Raw genomic sequence first — 21,214 nt, 5'->3', positions numbered from 1 at the left:
CCACACGGTTCAGCGGCTATTACAAGCGGCAGCCGGTCCCTCACACAACCCCGGACAGGCAAGACTGTTCGATTATCGAACCGTCGACCGATAATCGCAATCGGATCAGCCCGAATAGTGAACGGGCTTGCACCTGTTTTTACACTGGCTGTGACGCTGACTAGAAGGCTCGATGTAATTGTCCTAACTTGTTCGACTTCATGGCGCCAGAAAAGACATCACTGTAACGCCGGGCGGCAGAGCCACCTAGTTAGCCGCATAAAGTTGTGAGTAACAAAACAATCACACATCAAGACCTACTTTTAACTCCTTGGCGATAGTGTTCTTCAGATCGACCGCTATAATGAAATTCAGTGGTAACCGGTTTTTACTTGCCGATTCCGCCACCCGGTAGCGCGATGTTCCATCGCCGTTGCCCTCAGCAACCACCTGATACTCATTTCAAATGCGTCGCCAGGTGTTCGCTGAAACAGGAAACTGATGCTACGTCAGCTGTTTATCTCTGGTGCCGTGGCCGCCTGCAACATGGAAGTAATTGATCGCAACGCCGTAAAAAAATGATGCCTTCACGGGCCTTGTTCCATTCGACGAGCGTGGTCAACTACATTTGATGCAGTCGTTTCACCAGAATTTATCTCAACTCAATCAGGTAGCACTGTGACGAAAGACGAACTGCGCGCGGAACTTGAGCGCCAGGAACAACGTTACAAGGAAGTTTACGGCGGGGAAGTCACCACCTACGCCGCTCAGCCCGAACCGGAACGCAAACCCTGGCGTAAACGCGCCACCGTTCAGGATCAGGCTTTCACTCAAGAATTGCAGAAAATGGAAAAGGAACTCAAAGCCGAGGAGCCATGAGCCCTCGGCCTGAATCCTTTCAAGGGTCTGCATCTGCACCCGTTAAAAGCGGGATGTATCGATGACGCCTTTCGCGCCCGCTACCAGCGGGCAGCGGCCACCTCACCCACCGGATGAGGTAAATGGCGCATGTCTGGCCCTCTTTTCAGAAATTTCACACAAGCGTTAAAACCTCGTGCTCTTACGAGAGAACGCCGTGTGGCTGCGGTCTTTTCAAAGAAATTCAATGACTTGCAAAACCCAGTAAAAACCTGGGGCTTGGGCTGTTGCCGCAAATTAATTCGTTGAAGAATGTTACCGATGAGCACCTAGTGCATCGATTAGCAGTCTTTTCTGGCATAATCGCGCCCCCTTACGACCGGGTCAGAAAACCTTCATGATCGATTTATTCAGCGGACTAGATGCTTGGGTGCTTGTGAGCCTCTTGCTCGCCCTGGCCTTTGTCCTCGCCTTCGAGTTCATCAACGGCTTTCATGACACCGCTAACGCGGTGGCCACTGTTATCTACACCAAAGCCATGCCGCCCCATCTGGCGGTGTTCTTTTCCGGTGTGTTCAACTTTCTCGGCGTGCTGCTGGGCGGTGTCGGCGTGGCGTATGCCATCGTCCACCTGCTACCGGTAGAACTGCTGATCAATGTGAACACCGGTCACGGGCTGGCCATGGTGTTCTCGCTGCTCGCCGCCGCTATCACCTGGAACCTGGGCACCTGGTACTTCGGTATCCCGGCTTCCAGCTCCCATACGCTGATCGGGTCGATCCTCGGTGTCGGCCTTGCCAACGCCTTGATCAACGAGATTCCGTTGGCTGATGGCGTGAACTGGCAGAAGGCAATTGATATCGGAGCGTCCCTGGTATTCTCGCCAATGGCGGGCTTCCTGGTCGCAGCTCTGATATTGATCGGCCTTAAATGGTGGCGTCCGCTGTCGAAGATGCACAAGACACCGGAGCAGCGCCGCAAGATCGATGACAAGAAGCACCCGCCGTTCTGGAACCGCCTGGTACTGGTTATCTCGGCCATGGCCGTGAGCTTCGTGCACGGTTCCAATGATGGCCAGAAAGGTATCGGCCTGATCATGCTGGTGCTGATCGGTATCGTGCCGGCGCAGTTCGTACTCGACCTGGGTAGCACGACTTACCAGATCGAGCGGACTCGCGACGCGACCCTGCACCTGAGCCAGTTCTACAAGCGCAATGCCGATACGCTGGGTGAGTTCCTGGCCCTGGGCAAAAGCGTGGAAGGCGATCTGCCGGAGAAATTCCGTTGCAACCCGCAACAGACCGAACCGACCATCACCGCCCTGCTCGGCACCCTTAAAGGTGTAGCGGACTACCACTCGCTGCCGTCGGAAAGCCGCATCGAAGTGCGTCGCTACCTGCTCTGCCTGGACGACACGGCGAAGAAAGTCAGCAAGTTGCCTGGTCTCGCTGCCCGTGAAAAGGCCGACCTGGACAAGCTGCGCAAAGACCTGACCACTACCACCGAATACGCCCCGTTCTGGGTGATCCTGGCGGTCGCCCTGGCCCTCGGCCTGGGTACCATGGTGGGCTGGAAGCGCGTGGTTCTGACCATCGGCGAGAAGATCGGCAAGCAGGGCATGACTTACTCCCAAGGCATGTCGGCACAGATCACTACGGCGAGCCTGATCGGCATGGCGAACATCTTCAGCCTGCCGGTTTCCACCACCCACGTGCTGTCCTCGGGCGTGGCCGGCACCATGGTCGCCAATAAAAGCGGCCTGCAAGGTGGCACCGTCAAAACCATCCTGCTGGCCTGGGTCCTGACCCTGCCAGCCACAGTGGCGCTGTCGGCCGGCCTGTTCTGGATGGCGTCGAAGGCACTGGGCAGCTGATACATCGCTGCAACGAAAAAGGCGCGTTCCGTGAGGTTCGCGCCTTTTTATTGCCCACCGAAAACTCAAAACACCACATCGATCGTTCCCACGCTCTGCGTGGAAAAGCCTCAAGGGACGCTCCGCGTTCCAGCTCTCGAAAGGGACGCGGAGCGTCCCGGGCTGCATTCCTACGCTGAGCGTGGGAATCAATAAATCGCAGACAAAAAAAAGGGCAACCGAAGTTGCCCAAAATGCCTTGCGTGCTCATTGCTTCCAGAAAGACCTACGGCTTGCGCTTATGCGAATCCTTCCAGATAAAAAATCCAAACCCTGCAAAAAACAGAACCATGAGGCCGACTGTCAGCACTCCGGCGATCACCACGTTGTCGAAAAACATGACTGGCCTCCTGCAATTGCCTTGTTGCGATGGGGCTAAGTTAACCAATCAGGCAGGAGAAGAAATTGACCGGGATCAATGTCGCCCGAGACTGGGCGTAAAGGAGGGGAAATAACTGACCTGCATCAATCAATGCAGGGTGTTTCAACGCTTTTTCGGTTTGTTCTTCGGCTTTTTCTTCGCTTTACCCAACGGCATGGCGTGCTCGAAGGCCTGGCGCACTTCGTTCAGGCGCTTTTCATTAAGGTCATGAACCCGCTTGGCGCGTTCGGCGTTGAGGTCGATCAGCTTGTCGTCTTGGCTCATGGTGTTCAGTGCATCGCCTGGAATGAAATTCAGTTGCCGTATGTGCAGGCATGGATGTGCCAATAATGCGGTCTGATGGCAGCGCTGACCAGCCGTGAGCTCAAATCTGGATATCGACCCACAACCCCTGCCGTGGCTGATCTTCCATCAATGGCGCCACCGGCACGGTGTTGTCGGCGTTGAGTTCATCACCGGGAATCGCCAGGTGTTCTTCAGGATCTTCATCGGCTTCACGGCGACGCCTTTGTTGTTCCTGCTTGCGGCGCTGTTCCTCGCGCAGCTGAAACGCCGCCTCCTGCGGATCGCGCTGTTGCAGGTCGATGGTGCTTTCGTTGGAGCTTTCCTGCACCGGCACCACGGGTGGAATATCCGGCCGCTGGCGAATCGGATCCTGCTGTGAGGTGATTGGCACGGCACTCAAGGGGAGTATCGGTGGCAGCATAATTATTAGTCTCCTGTCAGCAGGCTGTCGGCTGCGGGGATGGCGACTTGAGCCATCGGTCGCAAACTGTGACCCGTTTGGCACGAATAGGTGCCCCGACCTGCAAGCGTTGCATCGTTGGACTAACGTAAGACTGCGAGTTTTTATGAGAGTCCTTTGGCCCTGAAGCCCTCATTCCGTTAAGATAGCCCGCTTTTTCAAGGTGGGAGTCAGGCAGCATGGCGCAGCAGTATCAACCGGGGCAACGCTGGATCAGTGACAGCGAAGCCGAGCTGGGTTTAGGCACCGTTCTGGCACAGGACGGCCGCTTGTTGACCGTGCTCTACCCGGCCACTGGCGAGACTCGCCAGTACGCGCTACGGAATGCGCCCCTCACCCGCGTGCGGTTTTCGCCGGGTGACTCGATCACTCACTTCGAAGGCTGGAAACTGACCGTACAAGAAGTCGACGACGTCGACGGCCTGCTGGTTTACCACGGCCTCAACGGGCACAACGAAGTGGTTACCCTGCCGGAAACCCAACTGTCGAACTTCATTCAGTTCCGTCTGGCCAGCGATCGTTTGTTCGCCGGGCAGATTGACCCGCTGGCCTGGTTTTCCCTGCGATACAACACCCTGGAACACACCAGCCGCCAATTGCAATCCGCACTTTGGGGCCTCGGTGGCGTGCGTGCGCAACCGATCGCGCACCAGCTGCACATCGCCCGTGAAGTCGCCGACCGCATTGCACCGCGGGTTTTGCTGGCAGACGAAGTGGGCCTGGGTAAAACCATCGAAGCCGGTCTGGTGATCCATCGCCAACTGCTCTCGGGCCGCGCCAACCGCGTGCTGATCCTGGTTCCGGAGAACTTGCAGCACCAGTGGCTGGTCGAGATGCGCCGCCGCTTCAACCTGCAAGTTGCGCTGTTCGACGAAGAACGCTTTATCGAAAGCGATGCCGCCAACCCGTTCGAAGACACCCAGCTCGCGCTGGTTGCACTCGAATGGCTGGTGGAAGACGAGAAGGCCCAGGACGCGCTGTTCGCCGCCGGTTGGGACCTGATGGTCGTCGACGAAGCGCACCACCTGGTATGGCACGAAGACAAGGCCAGCCCTGAATACTCGCTGGTCGAGCAATTGGCCGAAGTCATTCCCGGCGTCCTGCTGTTGACCGCGACCCCGGAACAACTGGGTCAGGACAGCCACTTTGCGCGTCTGCGCCTGCTCGATCCGAACCGTTTCCATGACCTGCACGCCTTCCGCGCCGAGAGCGAAAACTATCGCCCGGTGGCCGAAGCCGTCCAGGAGCTGCTGGACAAGGGCCGCCTGTCGCCTGAAGCGCACAAGACCATTCACGGTTTCCTCGGCAACGAAGGCGAAGCGCTGCTGACCGCCGTCAACGATGGCGACATCGAAGCCAGCGCCCGCCTGGTCCGCGAACTGCTCGATCGCCACGGCACCGGCCGCGTGCTGTTCCGCAACACCCGCGCCGCCGTGCAGGGATTCCCGGAGCGCAAGCTGCATCCGTATCCGCTGCCTTGCCCTGACGAATACCTCGAACTGCCGCTGGGCGATCACGCCGAGCTGTACCCGGAAGTCAGTTTCCAGGCCCAGCCGGACGCCAATGAAGAAGAACGCTGGTGGAAATTCGACCCGCGCGTCGAATGGCTGATCGACACACTGAAGATGCTCAAGCGCACCAAAGTGCTGGTGATCTGCGCCCACGCCGAAACCGCCATGGACCTGGAAGACGCCCTGCGCGTGCGCTCCGGCATCCCGGCCACGGTCTTCCACGAAGGCATGAACATCCTCGAGCGTGACCGCGCCGCCGCCTACTTCGCCGACGAAGAATTTGGCGCGCAAGTGCTGATCTGCTCGGAAATCGGCAGTGAAGGTCGTAACTTCCAGTTCTCGCACCACTTGGTGCTGTTCGACCTGCCGTCGCACCCGGACCTGCTGGAGCAGCGTATCGGTCGTCTGGACCGGATCGGCCAGAAGCACATCATCGAACTGCACGTGCCGTACCTGGAAACCAGCCCGCAACAGCGCCTGTTCCAGTGGTACCACGAGGCGCTGAACGCGTTCCTCAATACCTGCCCGACTGGCAACGCCCTGCAGCATCAGTTCGGCCCGCGCCTGCTGCCGCTGCTGGAAAATGCCGACGACGGCGAGTGGCAAGCGCTGATCGACGAAGCCCGCGCCGAGCGCGAGCGCCTGGAAGCCGAGCTGCACACCGGCCGTGACCGCTTGCTGGAACTCAACTCCGGCGGCGCTGGTGAAGGTGATGCACTGGTCGAGGACATCCTTGAGCAAGACGACCAGTTCGCCCTGCCGATCTACATGGAAACCCTGTTCGACGCCTTTGGCATCGACAGCGAAGACCATTCGGAAAACGCGCTGATCCTCAAGCCGAGCGAAAAAATGCTCGACGCCAGCTTCCCGCTGGGCGACGACGAAGGCGTGACCATCACTTACGACCGCAACCAGGCGCTGTCTCGCGAAGACATGCAGTTCATTACCTGGGAACACCCGATGGTTCAGGGCGGCATGGACCTGGTCTTGTCCGGCTCCATGGGTAACACCGCCGTGGCGCTGATCAAGAACAAGGCGCTGAAGCCAGGCACTGTGTTGCTGGAACTGCTCTACGTCAGCGAAGTGGTTGCCCCGCGCTCGCTGCAACTGGGCCGTTACCTGCCGCCGGCCGCCCTGCGTTGCCTGCTCGATGCCAATGGCAACGACCTGTCGGCCCGGGTGTCGTTCGAAACCCTAAACGATCAGCTGGAAAGCGTGCCGCGCGCCAGTGCCAACAAGTTCATCCAGGCCCAGCGCGATCAGCTGACGCCACGGATCAACGCCGGTGAAGAGAAGATCTTCCCGCGTCACGCCGAGCGCGTGGCTGAGGCGCAGCGTCGCCTGGCCGCTGACACCGACGAAGAACTGGCGCGCCTGACCGCGTTGCAAGCAGTCAACCCGACGGTGCGCGACAGCGAACTGGTCGCCTTGCGCAAGCAACGCGAGCAAGGCCTGGCCATGCTCGACAAGGCTGCGCTGCGACTGGAAGCGATTCGGGTGTTGGTGGCGGGCTAAGTCCCCTGCTCAGCCCCGCTAAAACAAAGAAGGCCCGCAGCGATGCGGGCCTTTTTTTGGTTCTTCTGATCGTTCCCACGCTCTGCGTGGGAATGCAGCCCGGGACGCTCTGCGTCCCTTTCGAGAGCTGGAACGCGGAGCGTCCCTTGAGGCATTCCCACGCGGAGCGTGGGAACGATCATTACGCCGTGACCGCAGAACCCGCTGGCTCAACCACCGCCACCAATCCTTCCTTCATCCGCTTGGCATCGCGCACAAAACACCGCGAAGCCAGGAACAGAAACACCATGGTGAAAAACAGTGCTACCGGGATCAAATACATCGCGTCATGCAAGCCGACAGCCTTGAACGCCTCGGTCATCTGCTCAGCACCGGCCGAGAGCATCGCCGTCTGCGCAAAGTGGTCGGACAATGCGCCCACCACCACCGGCCCCAAACCACCACCCAGCAAATACAACCCGGCAAAAAACAGCGCCATGGCCGTAGCCCGCAAGCGCGGCTCGACGACGTCCTGAATGGCGGTGTAAACGCAGGTGTAGAAGTTGTAGGCAAACAACCAGCCCACACTGAACACCGCCACAAACACGCCGATCTCGATTCGCCCGGAATGCAGCGCCCAAGCCGTGCATACCGTCGAGATGATCAAGCTGAACGCGGCAAACAGCAGTCGCCCATTGGCCACCCGCTGGTGAATCTTGTCCGCCACCCAACCACCCAGTGTCAGGCCGAACAACCCGGTCACGCCGACGATCACCCCGGTCGCCACCGCCGCTTCCTGTAACGGCATCAGGAAATAGCGCTGCAGCATCGGCACCAGAAACGAGTTGCAGGCATACGTGGCGAAGTTGAAGCACAGCCCCGCCATTACCAGCCACAGGAAAGTCGGCACCGCCAGCACCCGGCGGATCGGCCGGTCTACGCGCTCCTGCGAGACTTTCACACTCTCTGCGGCGCCGCGTTTCGGTTCTTTGATGTAGAACATGAAGATCGCCAGGATCAACCCCGGCACTGCCGCAATAAAGAACGGCGCGCGCCAGCTGTCGAAGGCCTTGACCATCGCGCCGATGGTGAAGAACGCCAGCAGCAACCCCAGCGGCAAGCCGAGCATGAAAATGCCCATCGCCCGTGCCCGACGGTGGGCCGGGAACAGGTCGCCGATCAAGGAATTGGCGGCCGGTGCATAACTGGCTTCGCCGATGCCGACGCCCATCCGCACGATCAGGAAAGCCCAGAAACTCCCCACCAGTCCGTTGACCGCCGTCAGCCCGCTCCACGCCGCCAGGCCCCAGCCCATCAATTTGCTGCGTGAACCGGTATCGGCCATCCGTCCCAGAGGCAGGCCGGCAATCGCATACACGAGAGTGAATGCCGTGCCGATGATCCCCAGCTGAAAGTCGCTGAGATGCCATTCCATACGGATCGGTTCGATGATGATGGCCGGAATGGTGCGATCGAAGAAGTTGAACAGGTTGGCCAGGAACAGCAGGAACAGAATGCGCCAGGCATTCGCCGCTTGGGTCGAGTTCTGCATGGGTCCGTCTCTTTATTGTTATTGGGGCTTCTGTCAGCGCATCCGAGCCCGGAACCTGCAATCTAGTCAGGCCCGCGAGAGCTGTCTGTCATTATTTGTAAAGCTGATATCCGCCCATGGAAGATGTCGCAGCTGATCCACCATTTATGTCCAAACGCTCTAACGCTCATTCCAAAATGGTTAGGGCCAATTTGCCACTATCGTTTGCACTCTAAACATGCCTTCTATACTCCAAAGCATTCGCCAGCGTTCATGGCGTAAGCCAGGATGACAACGACGGGGCATGCTATGGAGTGGCTTGGCTTGCATTTCATCACCGAGCTGACGGCGAGCGGCCAGGTAATACTCAACGGCACACTTGACCCTATTCTGGTACTGCTGGCCTATCTGGTCGCCTGTGTCGGCAGTTTTGCCACATTAAACATGGCCGAACGGGTCGGTCACGCGGAAAAACCCGCCTCGCAGCGGCTCTGGCGCTGGGTCGGCGCCGGTTGCCTGGCGGGCGGGACCTGGGCCATGCACTTTATCGGCATGCTGGCGTTTCAGGCGCCAATCGACATTCAATATGAATTACCCATCACTCTCCTTTCCCTGTTGATCGCTCTGCTCGCCTCATGGCTGGCGATACACGCTCTCAGTCACCCGCGCCTGAGTTTTTGGCAATACCTCCAGGCTTCGATCTGCATTGGCCTGGGCATCGCCACCATGCATTACGTGGGCATGACTGCCATGCGTTCGAGTGCGATGGCCTATTACCAACCCACGCTGTTCGCCCTCTCCATTGTGTTCGCCATCGGTGCCAGCCTTGCAGCCCTGCTGATATCAAGTCATCTGCGCGACAGCACCGGACTGTTCCATCAACTGCTCAAATACAGCGCCAGCCTGGTGCTCGGCGCAGGCATCATCAGCATGCACGTCACCGCCATGGCCGCCTTCAATCTGGTGCTGCCCGCCGACAGCCTCCAGCCGCTGCCCGGCGCAAACAATCATCTGCAACTGGGTCTGACGGTGGCGGTCATGACGCTGCTGATCATCGGCAGCAGCATCAGCGCGGCACTGGCGGACAAGAAGCTGCAAAACAAGGAGCGCGATCTGCAACGGGTCAACGCCCTGCTCAGTCAACTGGACCAGGCGCGGATGTCGTTACAACAGGTGGCGCACTATGACGCCCTGACCAACCTGATCAACCGCCGTGGTTTCAACCAGATCTTCGCCGAGAAGCTCATGGAGAAAACCAATGAAGGCGGCATGCTGGCGGTCATGTTTCTGGACATCGACCACTTCAAGCGAATCAATGACAGCCTGGGCCATGACGCCGGGGACGAATTGCTCAAAGTCCTGGCGAACCACATAAAGGTTTCAGTGCGCAGCCACGATGATGTAGTCGCGCGCTTCGGAGGCGACGAGTTTTGCATCCTCATCGGCCTGCATGATCGTGAAGAAGCACGGCACATGGCCCAGCGCATCATGGCGAAAATGAAGGAACCCATCGAGCTGTCCGGACGGCGCATGGTCATGACCACCAGTATCGGCATCAGCGTGTTTCCGGAAGATGGCAAGACTTGCGAAGAGTTGCTGAAAAACGCGGACCTGGCGCTGTATCAGTCCAAGGACAGCGGGCGCAATGGCCTGAATTTCTTCAGCGAAAACCTGAAGACCCGCGCGACGCTGGAACTGCAACTGGAAGAAGAGCTGCGCCACGCCCTGCGCGAAAACACCGGCCTGATGCTCTATTACCAACCGATCTACGACCTGAAAAATGCTCAGGTCAGCAAGCTTGAAGCGCTGATCCGCTGGCAACATCCGGTTCACGGACTGCTGACGCCGGACCGGTTCATTGCCATCGCCGAGGCCAACGGCCTGATCGCCGAACTGGACAACTGGGTCCTGCGCAAGGCCTGTGAGGATCTGGGCGAGTTGTCGCTTCAGGGCTGCGAAGCACTCCACATCGCCGTGAATTGCTCGCCCCTGAACCTGGCGCGCGAAGAGTTGGCCAATGAAATCGAGCACGCTCTGCGGGTCTCCGGAGTGGCGCCGCAGCGGCTGGAACTGGAAGTGACGGAAAATGCGCTGATGGGCAACATCGCCAATACGCTCGTATTGCTACGCCAGATTCGTGCCCTCGGCGTGTCGCTGTCGATTGATGACTTCGGCACCGGTTATTCATCACTGGCCTATCTCAAACGGCTGCCACTCAATACGCTGAAGATCGACCGCTCGTTCATCCAGGACATTCCCAAGGCCACCCAGGACATGGAAATCGTGCAAGCGATCCTCGTCATGGCCCACACGCTGCATTTGCAGGTGGTGACCGAAGGCGTCGAAACCCTTGAGCAATACGAGTTCCTGGAACGTAACGGCTGCGATTTCGTGCAGGGCTACCTGCTCAGCCGCCCGGTACCGCTGGCGCAGTTGCGTCACGTACTGAGCGAAATCAACCAGCGCAAGCACTCGCACACGGTCAGCCCTTTGAGTCTGGCTCGCGGTACAACTGCACAAGCGTCGACGGATCTTTTTCCAGGAATCCCTGGCCCCCATGCAGTCGCATCAATTGTGCGGCCAATCCACTGATCGGCGTGGCCGAGCCTTGCTCCCGGGAAAACTTCACCGCGGTATCGAGGTCCTTGAGCAGCGTGCGCACATGCCACTTCACCGGTTCGAAACGGCTTTCGGCCATTTGCGGACCGAGGATTTGCAAGGGCTTTGAATCGGCAAATCCGCCTGCCAGAGCTTCGGCGATCAGACCGGCCCGAACCCCGGAACGTTCGGCCAACGCCACGACTTCAGCAATCACCAGCGCGTTGCAGGCGACGATCATCTGATTGCACGCCTTGGTCACCTGCCCCGCTCCGACGGCGCCCATGTGGGTCACGCGCTGGCCAAGGCTCGACAGCACAGGCCTGACGCGCTCAAGGTCCGCCGTTTCACCGCCCACCATGATCGCCAGGCTGCCGGCCTCGGCACCGACCACTCCGCCGGACACGGGTGCATCCAGCCAGCTCATGCCGGTTTGGCCGACCAGCGCTGTCGCCATTTCCCGCGTCGCGGCAGGTTCCAGGCTGGAAAAATCCACCAGCAATTGACCGCTTTTCGCACCTTGCGCAATCCCTGCCGCGCCAAACACCACCTCACGAACCACCGACGTGTCCGCCAGGCACAACATCACCACGTCGGCGTGCTGACACAGTTCTGCCGGCGTGGCGACCTGTCGTGCACCGGCCTCGACCAGTGGCGCGCACTTGGCTGGATTGCGATTCCACACGGTCAATGGATAACCCGCTGCCAGAAGGCGCTGACACATCGGCAACCCCATCAAGCCGACCCCGGCAAACCCGAGCGAAGGTAACGTTGCCATCATTTGGCCTCCTTTTGATTAAAGATCATCGAATATTGGCCGATTCATCATGACTTAGGAAAGGATTCCCCCGAGCGATGCTCAGGCCAAGGCCCTGATGCTTGGGCCAAATACGCGCTGAAAAAACGCGAGACCCCATCCGTGATGGTTCGACGACAGCTTGTCGCCCAACCAACCAGTCCAGGCACATGGCGCACAATGACTTCTAAAAACAATCCGGCCGCTGCGATATCCGATCTGACGCTGAGCCCGGCGGCAAACAGCCCCGCACCGTCAAAGCCATTGACGCCATCGCGCCCGTTGGCGACTCAGCAATACCTGTACTTCACCGAAACCAATACCGACCGCATCCTCGATAATCTCGATGGTCTGCGCGACATGGTGTTCCCGCGCCCGCCGCATCTGGAAGGCGACAGCGAACATCACAGCGATCAGGAATTCCCGTCGGTGTGCCTGATCGGCCTCGGTCGCTGTGGTTCGAACATCGCGCTGGACGTGGCGGAACTGGTGTACAACGCCCGCAAGTTCTACCTCAACGAATTCAACAACGAAGATCGCCTGTCCCCGGACAAACGCTTCGCCGAAAAAGGCTACAGCCCGGCGCAGTGGATTCGTAACAACCTGCGCCTGGGATCGAACAAGGCCAGCAAACCGGTGTTCCTGGTCGAACCGCTGGTGATGCTCGGCGACCTGGACAAGGACATCGCCGGCCGCATCCGTTTCTCGCGCAAGGGCGAAAAAAGCGGTTTCCTGCGCGACTACAGCAAAATGAAGATCATGGACTTGTCGGAAGTCCACGCCGGTGGCGCCGGTAATGCGCCGATCCTCGGTCAGTACCTGGCCAAGATCATCCTGAACAAGGACACCCAGCGTTTCTCCAGCCCTGACTGGAAGATGATCCACTCGTACCTGATCGACAGCTGCGGGATCAAGGCCAACCAGTCGCGCCTGTACTTCTCGATCTTCAGTGCCGGTGGCGGTACCGGTTCGGGCATGGCCTCGGAGTTCGGCCTGGCCCAGCAGCACTCGTACATGAACAAGACGTTCGACACCAAGCCGATGGACGAGCACGACAGCAAGAGCGGCCACTCCTTCGTCTTCGAGCCGATCTTCACCAGCGGCATTTGCGTACTGCCCAATATTTCCGATCACCGCAGCGAAATGTCCGAGGCGCTGCACATCAACGCCGGTCGCCTGCTGTGCAAATACCTGTCGGAAGAATGGGACTTCTCCTACAACTTCGCCAACGAAGACAGCAGCGAAGCCAGTGTCATGGGCCGTATCCGCCCATGGAACGCGATGATGTTGATCTCCAACGACATCATGCGTTATGCCGAAGAAAGCGATGACGGCAACATTCAGAACATCGACGTCAACGCGATGGAAAAACACGCAAATCAATACATCTCACAGCAGATCTTCAACATTCTGACGGCGCAGGCGGTTACTACCGACTACGACCAGAACTATTTCCGTCGGGCCGGCATCGACATTGGCGAAACCATTCGCCTCGACGCCAACGACCTGTTCATGAGCCTGGCCGGCCCTGTAGCCATTGCCTACGCCGAGTCCGTGGTGCCGGAAACTCCGCCGCCGAGCAACGACAAGTTCAAGGTGTTCGAGAAAGAACCGCAGCGCCTGAACATCGACGACCTGTTCTTCCGCTCCATCGACTTGCCGCACTTCAACAAAGTGACCCAGGCGATCGAAGGCATCAGCTTGTTGCCAATCGAATCCAAGCGCTATCGCGCCTCGCTGGAGCAGTACAAGAATTCGGGCTATGACGCGGCCGCGTTGCACGACCTGCACTTCTTCAAGAACTGCTCTTCGGTGGTCTCGATTGTTTCGCTGCCAAAAGACTACAAGCTGTCCTACATGGACCTGAACCGGTTGAAGACCCACCTCAACAGCCTGTTCCCGAACACCACGCTCAAGCGCTATGCATTGGTCATCGGCGCCTCGGCCAACCTGTCGCTGACCACGTTGATCGCCAAGAGCCCGTGCCTGTCGGACGACTTCCTGACGCTGATCGTGGCCTTCATCAAACGTTGCTTCGCGAAAAACCCGTACCGCTTTGACGAGACGCTGGATAACTCGATCCTCGACTTCATCATTAATGAAGAGTTCGACGAAGACCGGATCGACGAGCTGCTCAATGAGTTCGAGAACCCGGCGAAGATTCTCGACACCAACTGGTACGCGATCAAACCGATGTACGAGAAGAAGTACCGCGAGCTGATCAACGACAAAGACAAGTTCGTCTCGATCAATGACATTCGTCTGTCCCGGGACTGCGTGAAGAAGTCGATCAAGTACTTGCGCGAAATTTATCGTCACCGGATTGGCAAGACCAAGGTTATTTCGCTGAATAACCATACTGGCAAGACGGCTTAACTCACCTACTGTCGATCGTTCCCACGCTCTGCGTGGGAATGCCTCAATGGACGCTCTGCGTCCGCTTTGGAACGCAGAGCGTCCCGGGCTGCATTCCCACGCAGAGCGTGGGAACGATCACATCCAGAAACAATTAAGCAACCAATCGGCTGCTCGATAAACTGTTCCCGTTACGTTTACGTCACCGTGATGCTGGCCCGCCTGTGGCCTTTCTCTACGGCAACATGCCATCACGCTACTCGGCTACACACTTTTGCCCGACAAAGTCGCGCACCAATGGAGTGCAAATCCTCAGTTCGTCGCCCTTTCCTGGATCAGGATCCACGGCGAAACGACCACTGCCCACAGCTCCGGATCACGTTCAAAAAGATCCAGCGCCCGCGTTTCAGACAGCTTGGCGACCTTGTCGGCGGCCAGCCAGGCAGCCACTTTCTGGCCTTCGTCGGTCGCGACTGCCTCCGCTGCAGCAATCAAATCCAGACCGGGGTCGACCCACAATAGGGCACCCCTGGCGAAGAACGGCTCCAGCTCCTTCCAGGTAATAGATGCGGTTTCACCAAGCAGCTTGGCATAGAGGGTGCTAGGTTCTTGAGTCATGGGTCCTGTCCGGAAAAGAAATCGACGTAATCATAACGTTGGTGCTCTGGCAGAAAAACCCGGCTGCAATTGAGTTACCGATTGAAAACAGCAGGAAAGCCAAGGATTGCTGATATTTCAGCTATAACCCCCGCCGCCATTCTGTCTTTTTCTTTCAATAAAGCGACACCCTCTGGTTTTGCCCCCTGGCGCCAGCTTCCCAGGCTAACAATTGGCGCTCTACACTGTACCGGTACAGTTGCCGGGGGCATTTTCCGGAGGATATCGAAGATATCTGACCCGGTTCTGCTGCTACGGCGCCAGGACTATAAAAACTACAACAGTAAGAGTGGAGCACTATGACTAAGGCTACTAAGCAGATTTCCAAACTGTTTGCCGCTATGGTTCTGGCCGGGGTTGCCAGCCATTCGTTCGCAGCTGACACCATCAAGATCGGCATCGCCGGCCCTAAAACCGGCCCTGTAGCCCAATACGGCGACATGCAGTTCAGTGGCGCCAAAATGGCCATCGAACAGATCAACGCCAAAGGCGGCGTAGACGGCAAGAAACTCGAAGCCGTGGAATACGATGACGCCTGTGATCCAAAACAAGCGGTAGCGGTCGCGAACAAAGTCGTCAACGACGGCGTCAAGTTCGTGGTCGGTCACCTGTGCTCCAGCTCCACTCAACCGGCTTCGGACATTTACGAAGACGAAGGCGTGATCATGATTACCCCGGCTGCCACCAGCCCGGACATCACTTCCCGTGGTTACAAAATGGTGTTCCGCACCATCGGTCTGGACAGCGCCCAGGGCCCTGCCGCCGGTAACTACATTGCCGACTTCGTAAAACCGAAAATCGTTGCTGTCCTGCACGACAAACAGCAATACGGTGAAGGCATCGCCACCGCCGTGAAGAAAACCCTGGAAGGCAAAAACGTCAAGGTTGCCGTGTTCGAAGGCATCAACGCCGGCGACAAAGACTTCTCTTCGATGATCTCCAAGCTCAAGCAGGCCAACGTCGACTTCGTCTACTACGGCGGCTACCACCCGGAGCTGGGCCTGATCCTGCGTCAAGCCCAGGAAAAAGGCCTGAAAGCCAAGTTCATGGGTCCGGAAGGCGTGGGTAACGACTCCATTTCGCAGATCGCCAAAGACGCTTCCGAAGGTTTGCTGGTGACCCTGCCGAAATCCTTCGACCAGGATCCGGCCAACATCGCCCTGGCTGACGCGTTCAAAGCCAAGAAAGAAGACCCGAGCGGTCCGTTCGTGTTCCCGTCCTACTCGGCGGTGACCGTGATTGCCGACGGTATCAAGGCAGCCAAGAGCGAAGACACTGCCAAAGTGGCTGAAGCCATCCACGCAGGCACCTTCAAGACGCCGACTGGCGACCTGAGCTTCGACGATAAGGGCGACCTGAAAGACTTCAAATTTGTGGTTTACGAGTGGCACTTCGGCAAACCTAAAACTGAAGCCAAGCCTCAGTAAGGCATTGCCTGACTGACTGCCAACAAAGCCCACGGCGTGCCGTGGGCTTTGTTTTACGAACGTATTGGGCCGCGCTGGCGTGATCCGCCAGTCTCCCCACCTGAAAATCTCAAAACCGTCATCAGCGGTTCGCTGGCAAACCTCGCGTTCGAAGTGGATGCAGATCCACGGGGCTCGAGCGGGAAAATGACTCCACCAGTGAAATGCGTATCAGGTTTTTAGGAGCGCTGTAATGCCTGACATCTATCACTTCTTCCAACAGCTGGTTAATGGTCTGACCATTGGCAGCACGTATGCCCTGATCGCCATCGGCTATACGATGGTTTACGGCATCATTGGAATGATCAACTTCGCCCACGGCGAGGTGTACATGATCGGCTCCTACGTGGCGTTTATCGCCATCGCCGGGCTGGCCATGCTGGGACTCGACAGTGTTCCACTGTTGATGACCGCCGCTTTCCTCGCGACCATTGTCGTGACCAGTGCCTACGGTTACAGCATCGAACGGATCGCCTACCGCCCCCTGCGCGGCAGCAACCGTCTGATCCCGCTGATTTCCGCCATCGGCATGTCGATCTTCCTGCAGAACACGGTTCTGCTGGCGCAAGACTCCAAGGACAAATCCATCCCCAACCTGATCCCCGGCAACTTCTCCATCGGGCCAGGTGGCGCACATGAAGTGCTGATTTCCTACATGCAAATCGTGGTGTTCGTGGTGACCCTGGTCGCCATGCTCGGCCTGACGCTGTTCATCTCCCGCTCTCGCCTGGGTCGCGCCTGCCGCGCCTGTGCCGAAGACATCAAGATGGCCAACCTCTTGGGTATCAACACCAACAACATCATCGCCCTGACCTTCGTCATCGGTGCCGCACTGGCCGCCATCGCGGCGGTGTTGCTGAGCATGCAATATGGCGTGATCAACCCGAACGCCGGTTTCCTCGTTGGCCTCAAGGCCTTCACCGCAGCGGTACTGGGCGGTATCGGCAGCATCCCCGGCGCCATGCTCGGCGGGATCGTGCTGGGGGTGGCGGAAGCCTTTGGTGCCGATATCTTCGGCGACCAGTACAAGGACGTCGTGGCGTTCGGCCTATTGGTTCTGGTGTTGTTGTTCCGGCCAACCGGCCTGTTGGGCCGTCCGGAGGTTGAGAAAGTATGACTAGGAATCTTAAACAGGCGTTGTTCAGCGCCTTGCTGGTGTGGGCGGTTGCCTACCCGGTACTCGGTCTGAAACTGACCATCGTCGGCATCAACCTCGAAGTCCATGGCACCAGCGATGCAATCCTGATCACCATCGCCGTGTGCTCGGTGCTGATGTTCCTGCGGGTGCTCTTCGACCAACAGATCAGCTCGGCCTGGCGGTCTTCGCCAAGCATGCCGCTGATTCCGGCCAAGGCCAGCAACTTCCTGACCCTGCCGACCACCCAGCGCTGGATCATCATTGCGTTGATCGCCGGCGCACTGGTGTGGCCGTTCTTCGGCTCTCGCGGGGCGGTGGATATCGCCACCCTGGTGCTGATCTACGTGATGCTGGGCCTGGGCCTGAACATCGTGGTCGGCCTGGCCGGTCTGCTTGACCTCGGGTATGTCGGCTTCTATGCCGTCGGTGCCTACAGTTATGCGTTGCTGTCGCATTACTACGGCTTGAGCTTCTGGATCTGCCTGCCGATCGCCGGCCTGATGGCGGCCACCTTCGGCTTCCTGCTGGGTTTCCCGGTCCTGCGTTTGCGTGGTGACTACCTGGCGATCGTGACCCTGGGCTTCGGTGAAATCATCCGACTGTTCCTGCGTAACCTGACGGGACTCACCGGTGGCCCGAACGGCATCAGCAACATCGAGAAACCGACGTTCTTCGGCTTGACCTTCGAACGTAAAGCCGCTGAGGGCATGCAGACCTTCCACGAATACTTCGGCCTGGCCTACAACTCGATCAACAAGGTGATTTTCCTTTACCTGGTTGCATTGTTCCTGGCACTGGCTGCGCTGTTCGTCATCAACCGCCTGCTGCGCATGCCGCTGGGCCGCGCGTGGGAAGCGCTGCGTGAAGACGAAATCGCCTGCCGTGCATTGGGTCTCAATCCTACTGTCATCAAGCTGTCGGCCTTCACCCTGGGCGCCAGCTTCGCCGGTTTTGCCGGCAGCTTCTTCGCTGCGCGTCAGGGCCTGGTGACGCCGGAGTCCTTCACCTTCATCGAGTCGGCGATCATTCTCGCCATCGTGGTATTGGGTGGCATGGGCTCGCAACTGGGCGTGATCCTGGCTGCCGTGGTGATGATCCTGTTGCCTGAAATGATGCGTGAGTTCAGTGAGTACCGCATGTTGATGTTCGGCGCCTTGATGGTGCTGATGATGATCTGGCGTCCTCAAGGCCTGCTGCCCATGCAACGTCCTCACATGGAGCTGCGCAAATGAGCCGCGAGATCCTTAAAGTCGAAAATCTGAGCATGCGCTTCGGCGGCTTGCTGGCGGTCAACGGCGTAGCCTTGAGCGTGAAGGAAAAACAGGTGGTGGCACTGATCGGCCCCAACGGCGCCGGCAAGACCACCGTGTTCAACTGCCTGACCGGTTTCTACCAGCCAAGTGGCGGCAGCATCCTGCTGGACGGCGAGCCGATCCAGGGCCTGCCCGGCCACAAGATCGCCCTCAAAGGCGTGGTGCGGACTTTCCAGAACGTGCGGTTGTTCAAGGACATGACCGCGGTCGAGAACCTCTTGATCGCCCAGCACCGTCACCTGAACACCAACTTCCTGGCCGGTCTGTTCAAGACCCCGGCGTTCCGCAAGAGCGAACGCGAGGCCATGGAGTTCGCCGAGTTCTGGCTGGACAAGGTCAACCTCAAGGCATTCGCCAACCGTCCGGCCGGCACCCTGGCCTACGGTCAGCAACGGCGTCTGGAAATCGCTCGCTGCATGATGACCCGCCCGCGGATCCTCATGCTCGACGAACCGGCCGCCGGCCTGAACCCGAAGGAAACCGAAGACCTGAAGGCGCTGATCAGCATGTTGCGTGAAGAGCACAACGTCACCGTGCTGCTGATCGAACACGACATGAAACTGGTCATGAGCATTTCCGACCACATCGTCGTGATCAACCAGGGCACGCCTCTGGCCGACGGCACGCCGGAACAGATCCGCGACAATCCCGAAGTGATCAAAGCCTACCTGGGGGAAGCGTAAATGCTGCAATTCGAAAACGTTTCCACCTTCTACGGCAAGATCCAGGCCCTGCACAGCGTCAACGTCGAAGTCCGCCAGGGCGAGATCGTGACCCTGATCGGCGCCAACGGTGCCGGCAAGTCGACCCTGCTGATGACGCTCTGCGGTTCGCCGCAAGCCCACAGCGGCAGCATCCGCTACATGGGTGAGGAATTGGTCGGTCAGAGTTCCTCGCAGATCATGCGCAAGAGCATCGCTGTCGTGCCGGAAGGTCGCCGGGTGTTTGCCCGTCTGACCGTGGAAGAAAACCTCGCCATGGGCGGGTTCTTCACCGACAAGGGCGACTACCAGGAACAGATGGACAAAGTCCTCGAACTTTTCCCACGCCTGAAAGAACGCTTCGCCCAACGCGGCGGCACCATGTCCGGCGGCGAACAGCAAATGCTCGCCATCGGCCGTGCGCTGATGAGCAAACCCAAGCTGTTGCTGCTCGACGAACCTTCACTGGGCCTGGCGCCGATCATCATCCAGCAGATCTTCGACATCATCGAACAGCTGCGCAAGGATGGCGTGACGGTGTTTTTGGTGGAACAGAACGCCAACCAGGCGCTGAAAATCGCCGACCGTGCGTACGTTCTGGAGAACGGCCGGGTGGTGATGACAGGCACTGGGGAAGCACTACTGACTGATCCGAAAGTGCGCGAAGCGTACCTGGGTGGTTGAGTCTTTGCGGTAAACAAAAAACGGCCTTCGGGCCGTTTTTCGTTTTTACATTCACCGACGATGACCGATCGTTCCCACGCTCTGCGTGGGAATGCCTCACTGGACGCTCTGCGTCCGCTTGGGACGCGGAGCGTCCCGGGCTGCATTCCCACGCAGAGCGTGGGACCGATCATCGACTAGCGCAGTCGATCCAGCGCTTCACCGCTGCGCTTGAACCAGTCAATCAAATAGTCCGCCAACACCTGCGTACGCTTTGGCAAACCGCCCTGATACGGATGCACCAGGTACATCGGCATGCGGCGGGTCTGATAGTCACGAAGGAGCCAGCGCAAACGGCCGTCAGCCAATTCGCTTGCAGCAGGTAGGACGGCAACCGCGCAATGCCGGCGCTGGCCAGTGCGGCTTTTTTCAGCAGGCTGTAATGGTTGCTGGCGAACGGTCCCGACACGCGCACCCGCAACAATTCATGTTGCTGGTGATAAAGCCACTCTTCGCGACCGCTGTAGTGACTGTTGAGCAGACAGCGATGGTCAGCGAGTGCCTGCGGTGTCATCGGTTCGCCGTATTGTTCAAGATAAGCCGGGCTGGCGCAGGTCATTTCGTGCCAGGCCAATAGTGGTCGGGCCACCAGGCGCTCGTCATTACCCACCTCGGAACGAACCGCCAGATCAAACCCGTCGCGAGTCAAATCGCGGTAGTTGTTGCTCAGGTCCAGCTCGATCTGCACCTCGGGGTACTTGCCAGAAAACTCCAGTAACAAGCCATCGAAGAAGGTTTCCCCCAGCGATACCGGAACCGTCATACGTACCGGCCCGGCCATGTCGTCCTTCAGCCGCGCCAATGCCTGACGCGCCCTCTCGACCTGGACGACGAGCGCCTGGGCTTGCGGCAACAGCGCCGCCCCGGCAGCGGTCAGGCTCAAACGGCGGGTGGTGCGTTGCAGCAGCACCACTGAAAACCGCGATTCCAGTTGGCTGATGCGCTTGGACAACTGACCTTTGCTGCACCCCAACTGCTGCGCCGCCAAGGTGAAACTCCCTGCTTCAATCAATATCGCGAACGCCGCCAGATCATCCATTTCGCTCATGGATTGT

At 58.6% G+C, this 21,214-nt stretch carries 17 protein-coding genes and 1 pseudogene; 10 read left to right on the top strand and 8 right to left on the bottom strand.

The window, feature by feature from the left end; genetic code table 11:
* Positions 1-282: 282 nt before the first annotated feature.
* Positions 283-429, bottom strand: a complete 147-nt coding sequence (locus AC3WP4_RS25185) for a hypothetical protein (RefSeq protein WP_156886730.1) — start codon at positions 427-429, stop codon at positions 283-285.
* A gap of 228 nt (positions 430-657) precedes the next feature.
* On the opposite strand from AC3WP4_RS25185, the gene AC3WP4_RS25180 reads away from it, so the two are divergent.
* Together AC3WP4_RS25180 and AC3WP4_RS25175 are read left to right on the top strand one after the other, a co-directional pair.
* On the top strand, positions 658-858 hold the full coding sequence (locus AC3WP4_RS25180; protein ID WP_007935837.1) for a hypothetical protein: 201 nt from the start codon (positions 658-660) through the stop codon (positions 856-858).
* Positions 859-1,234: 376 nt separating this feature from the next.
* On the top strand, positions 1,235-2,710 hold the full coding sequence (locus tag AC3WP4_RS25175) for an inorganic phosphate transporter (protein WP_074874173.1): 1,476 nt from the start codon (positions 1,235-1,237) through the stop codon (positions 2,708-2,710).
* Positions 2,711-2,975: 265 nt separating this feature from the next.
* Here the strand turns inward: AC3WP4_RS25175 and ccoM are convergent, their stop codons facing one another.
* The 3 genes from ccoM to AC3WP4_RS25160 all read right to left on the bottom strand — a co-directional run bounded on the left by ccoM (position 2,976) and on the right by AC3WP4_RS25160 (position 3,837).
* Positions 2,976-3,089, bottom strand: a complete 114-nt coding sequence (ccoM, locus tag AC3WP4_RS25170) for a cytochrome c oxidase subunit CcoM (RefSeq protein ID WP_010462558.1) — start codon at positions 3,087-3,089, stop codon at positions 2,976-2,978.
* 144 nt (positions 3,090-3,233) lie between these two features.
* Entirely contained in the window at positions 3,234-3,395 is a 162-nt protein-coding gene (locus tag AC3WP4_RS25165) for a hypothetical protein (RefSeq protein ID WP_095128014.1), read from the bottom strand.
* A 100-nt stretch (positions 3,396-3,495) separates the two neighbouring features.
* On the bottom strand, positions 3,496-3,837 hold the full coding sequence (locus AC3WP4_RS25160; RefSeq protein WP_074874171.1) for an aspartate-semialdehyde dehydrogenase: 342 nt from the start codon (positions 3,835-3,837) through the stop codon (positions 3,496-3,498).
* Positions 3,838-4,055: 218 nt separating this feature from the next.
* Between AC3WP4_RS25160 and rapA the strand changes: the two genes are divergently transcribed.
* The gene (gene rapA, locus AC3WP4_RS25155) at positions 4,056-6,902 is read left to right on the top strand and encodes an RNA polymerase-associated protein RapA (protein ID WP_102616304.1); all 2,847 of its coding nucleotides are present in this window, start codon (positions 4,056-4,058) and stop codon (positions 6,900-6,902) included.
* A 181-nt stretch (positions 6,903-7,083) separates the two neighbouring features.
* Here the strand turns inward: rapA and AC3WP4_RS25150 are convergent, their stop codons facing one another.
* The gene (locus AC3WP4_RS25150) at positions 7,084-8,433 is read right to left on the bottom strand and encodes a spinster family MFS transporter (RefSeq protein WP_074874166.1); all 1,350 of its coding nucleotides are present in this window, start codon (positions 8,431-8,433) and stop codon (positions 7,084-7,086) included.
* 288 nt (positions 8,434-8,721) lie between these two features.
* Here AC3WP4_RS25150 and AC3WP4_RS25145 point away from each other — a divergent pair, with 288 nt between their 5' ends.
* Complete coding sequence (locus tag AC3WP4_RS25145) at positions 8,722-11,004, top strand: putative bifunctional diguanylate cyclase/phosphodiesterase (protein WP_102616303.1); 2,283 nt, start codon at positions 8,722-8,724, stop codon at positions 11,002-11,004.
* Here AC3WP4_RS25145 and AC3WP4_RS25140 read toward each other — a convergent pair.
* Complete coding sequence (locus AC3WP4_RS25140; RefSeq protein WP_102616302.1) at positions 10,895-11,791, bottom strand: NAD(P)-dependent oxidoreductase; 897 nt, start codon at positions 11,789-11,791, stop codon at positions 10,895-10,897. The two genes, AC3WP4_RS25145 and AC3WP4_RS25140, sit on opposite strands and share 110 nt — an antisense overlap.
* Positions 11,792-11,986: 195 nt before the next feature.
* On the opposite strand from AC3WP4_RS25140, the gene AC3WP4_RS25135 reads away from it, so the two are divergent.
* Complete coding sequence (locus tag AC3WP4_RS25135; RefSeq protein ID WP_074874160.1) at positions 11,987-14,182, top strand: hypothetical protein; 2,196 nt, start codon at positions 11,987-11,989, stop codon at positions 14,180-14,182.
* A 291-nt stretch (positions 14,183-14,473) separates the two neighbouring features.
* Here the strand turns inward: AC3WP4_RS25135 and AC3WP4_RS25130 are convergent, their stop codons facing one another.
* Entirely contained in the window at positions 14,474-14,779 is a 306-nt protein-coding gene (locus AC3WP4_RS25130) for a DUF2288 domain-containing protein (protein WP_102616301.1), read from the bottom strand.
* A 338-nt stretch (positions 14,780-15,117) separates the two neighbouring features.
* Between AC3WP4_RS25130 and AC3WP4_RS25125 the strand changes: the two genes are divergently transcribed.
* The 5 genes from AC3WP4_RS25125 (at position 15,118) to AC3WP4_RS25105 (ending at position 20,120) form a co-directional block, all read left to right on the top strand.
* On the top strand, positions 15,118-16,245 hold the full coding sequence (locus tag AC3WP4_RS25125; RefSeq protein ID WP_074874154.1) for a branched-chain amino acid ABC transporter substrate-binding protein: 1,128 nt from the start codon (positions 15,118-15,120) through the stop codon (positions 16,243-16,245).
* A gap of 232 nt (positions 16,246-16,477) precedes the next feature.
* Positions 16,478-17,401: a high-affinity branched-chain amino acid ABC transporter permease LivH gene (gene livH, locus AC3WP4_RS25120; RefSeq protein ID WP_074874152.1), complete on the top strand. Its 924-nt coding sequence runs from the start codon at positions 16,478-16,480 to the stop codon at positions 17,399-17,401.
* The gene (locus tag AC3WP4_RS25115; RefSeq protein WP_074874150.1) at positions 17,398-18,654 is read left to right on the top strand and encodes a high-affinity branched-chain amino acid ABC transporter permease LivM; all 1,257 of its coding nucleotides are present in this window, start codon (positions 17,398-17,400) and stop codon (positions 18,652-18,654) included. Before livH ends, AC3WP4_RS25115 begins: the two co-directional genes overlap by 4 nt.
* Entirely contained in the window at positions 18,651-19,418 is a 768-nt protein-coding gene (livG, locus tag AC3WP4_RS25110) for a high-affinity branched-chain amino acid ABC transporter ATP-binding protein LivG (protein ID WP_046046222.1), read from the top strand. The genes AC3WP4_RS25115 and livG overlap by 4 nt, the downstream gene beginning before the upstream one ends.
* The gene (locus AC3WP4_RS25105; RefSeq protein WP_074874148.1) at positions 19,419-20,120 is read left to right on the top strand and encodes an ABC transporter ATP-binding protein; all 702 of its coding nucleotides are present in this window, start codon (positions 19,419-19,421) and stop codon (positions 20,118-20,120) included. It begins immediately after the preceding gene.
* Between the two features lie 176 nt (positions 20,121-20,296).
* On the opposite strand, the pseudogene AC3WP4_RS25100 reads toward AC3WP4_RS25105, so the two are convergent.
* A pseudogene (locus AC3WP4_RS25100) lies at positions 20,297-21,207 on the bottom strand (LysR family transcriptional regulator).
* Positions 21,208-21,214 lie beyond the last annotated feature (7 nt).

It is taken from the genome of Pseudomonas sp. FW305-20, from assembly GCF_058788075.1.
The sequence above is the reverse complement of the archived record's forward strand: the minus strand, read 5'-3'. Positions and strand labels throughout refer to the sequence as shown.

Bases quoted from the DNA above. Each gene is read 5' to 3' on its own strand.
- AC3WP4_RS25165 (WP_095128014.1), bottom strand. From the start codon at position 3,395: ATGAGCCAAGACGACAAGCTGATCGACCTCAACGCCGAACGCGCCAAG.
- AC3WP4_RS25140 (WP_102616302.1), bottom strand. From the start codon at position 11,791: ATGATGGCAACGTTACCTTCGCTCGGGTTTGCCGGGGTCGGCTTGATG.
- AC3WP4_RS25150 (WP_074874166.1), bottom strand. From the start codon at position 8,433: ATGCAGAACTCGACCCAAGCGGCGAATGCCTGGCGCATTCTGTTCCTG.
- ccoM (WP_010462558.1), bottom strand. From the start codon at position 3,089: ATGTTTTTCGACAACGTGGTGATCGCCGGAGTGCTGACAGTCGGCCTC.
- AC3WP4_RS25145 (WP_102616303.1), top strand. From the start codon at position 8,722: ATGGAGTGGCTTGGCTTGCATTTCATCACCGAGCTGACGGCGAGCGGC.
- AC3WP4_RS25175 (WP_074874173.1), top strand. From the start codon at position 1,235: ATGATCGATTTATTCAGCGGACTAGATGCTTGGGTGCTTGTGAGCCTC.
- AC3WP4_RS25105 (WP_074874148.1), top strand. From the start codon at position 19,419: ATGCTGCAATTCGAAAACGTTTCCACCTTCTACGGCAAGATCCAGGCC.
- AC3WP4_RS25135 (WP_074874160.1), top strand. From the start codon at position 11,987: ATGACTTCTAAAAACAATCCGGCCGCTGCGATATCCGATCTGACGCTG.
- livH (WP_074874152.1), top strand. From the start codon at position 16,478: ATGCCTGACATCTATCACTTCTTCCAACAGCTGGTTAATGGTCTGACC.
- livG (WP_046046222.1), top strand. From the start codon at position 18,651: ATGAGCCGCGAGATCCTTAAAGTCGAAAATCTGAGCATGCGCTTCGGC.
- AC3WP4_RS25160 (WP_074874171.1), bottom strand. From the start codon at position 3,837: ATGCTGCCACCGATACTCCCCTTGAGTGCCGTGCCAATCACCTCACAG.
- AC3WP4_RS25130 (WP_102616301.1), bottom strand. From the start codon at position 14,779: ATGACTCAAGAACCTAGCACCCTCTATGCCAAGCTGCTTGGTGAAACC.
- rapA (WP_102616304.1), top strand. From the start codon at position 4,056: ATGGCGCAGCAGTATCAACCGGGGCAACGCTGGATCAGTGACAGCGAA.
- AC3WP4_RS25115 (WP_074874150.1), top strand. From the start codon at position 17,398: ATGACTAGGAATCTTAAACAGGCGTTGTTCAGCGCCTTGCTGGTGTGG.
- AC3WP4_RS25125 (WP_074874154.1), top strand. From the start codon at position 15,118: ATGACTAAGGCTACTAAGCAGATTTCCAAACTGTTTGCCGCTATGGTT.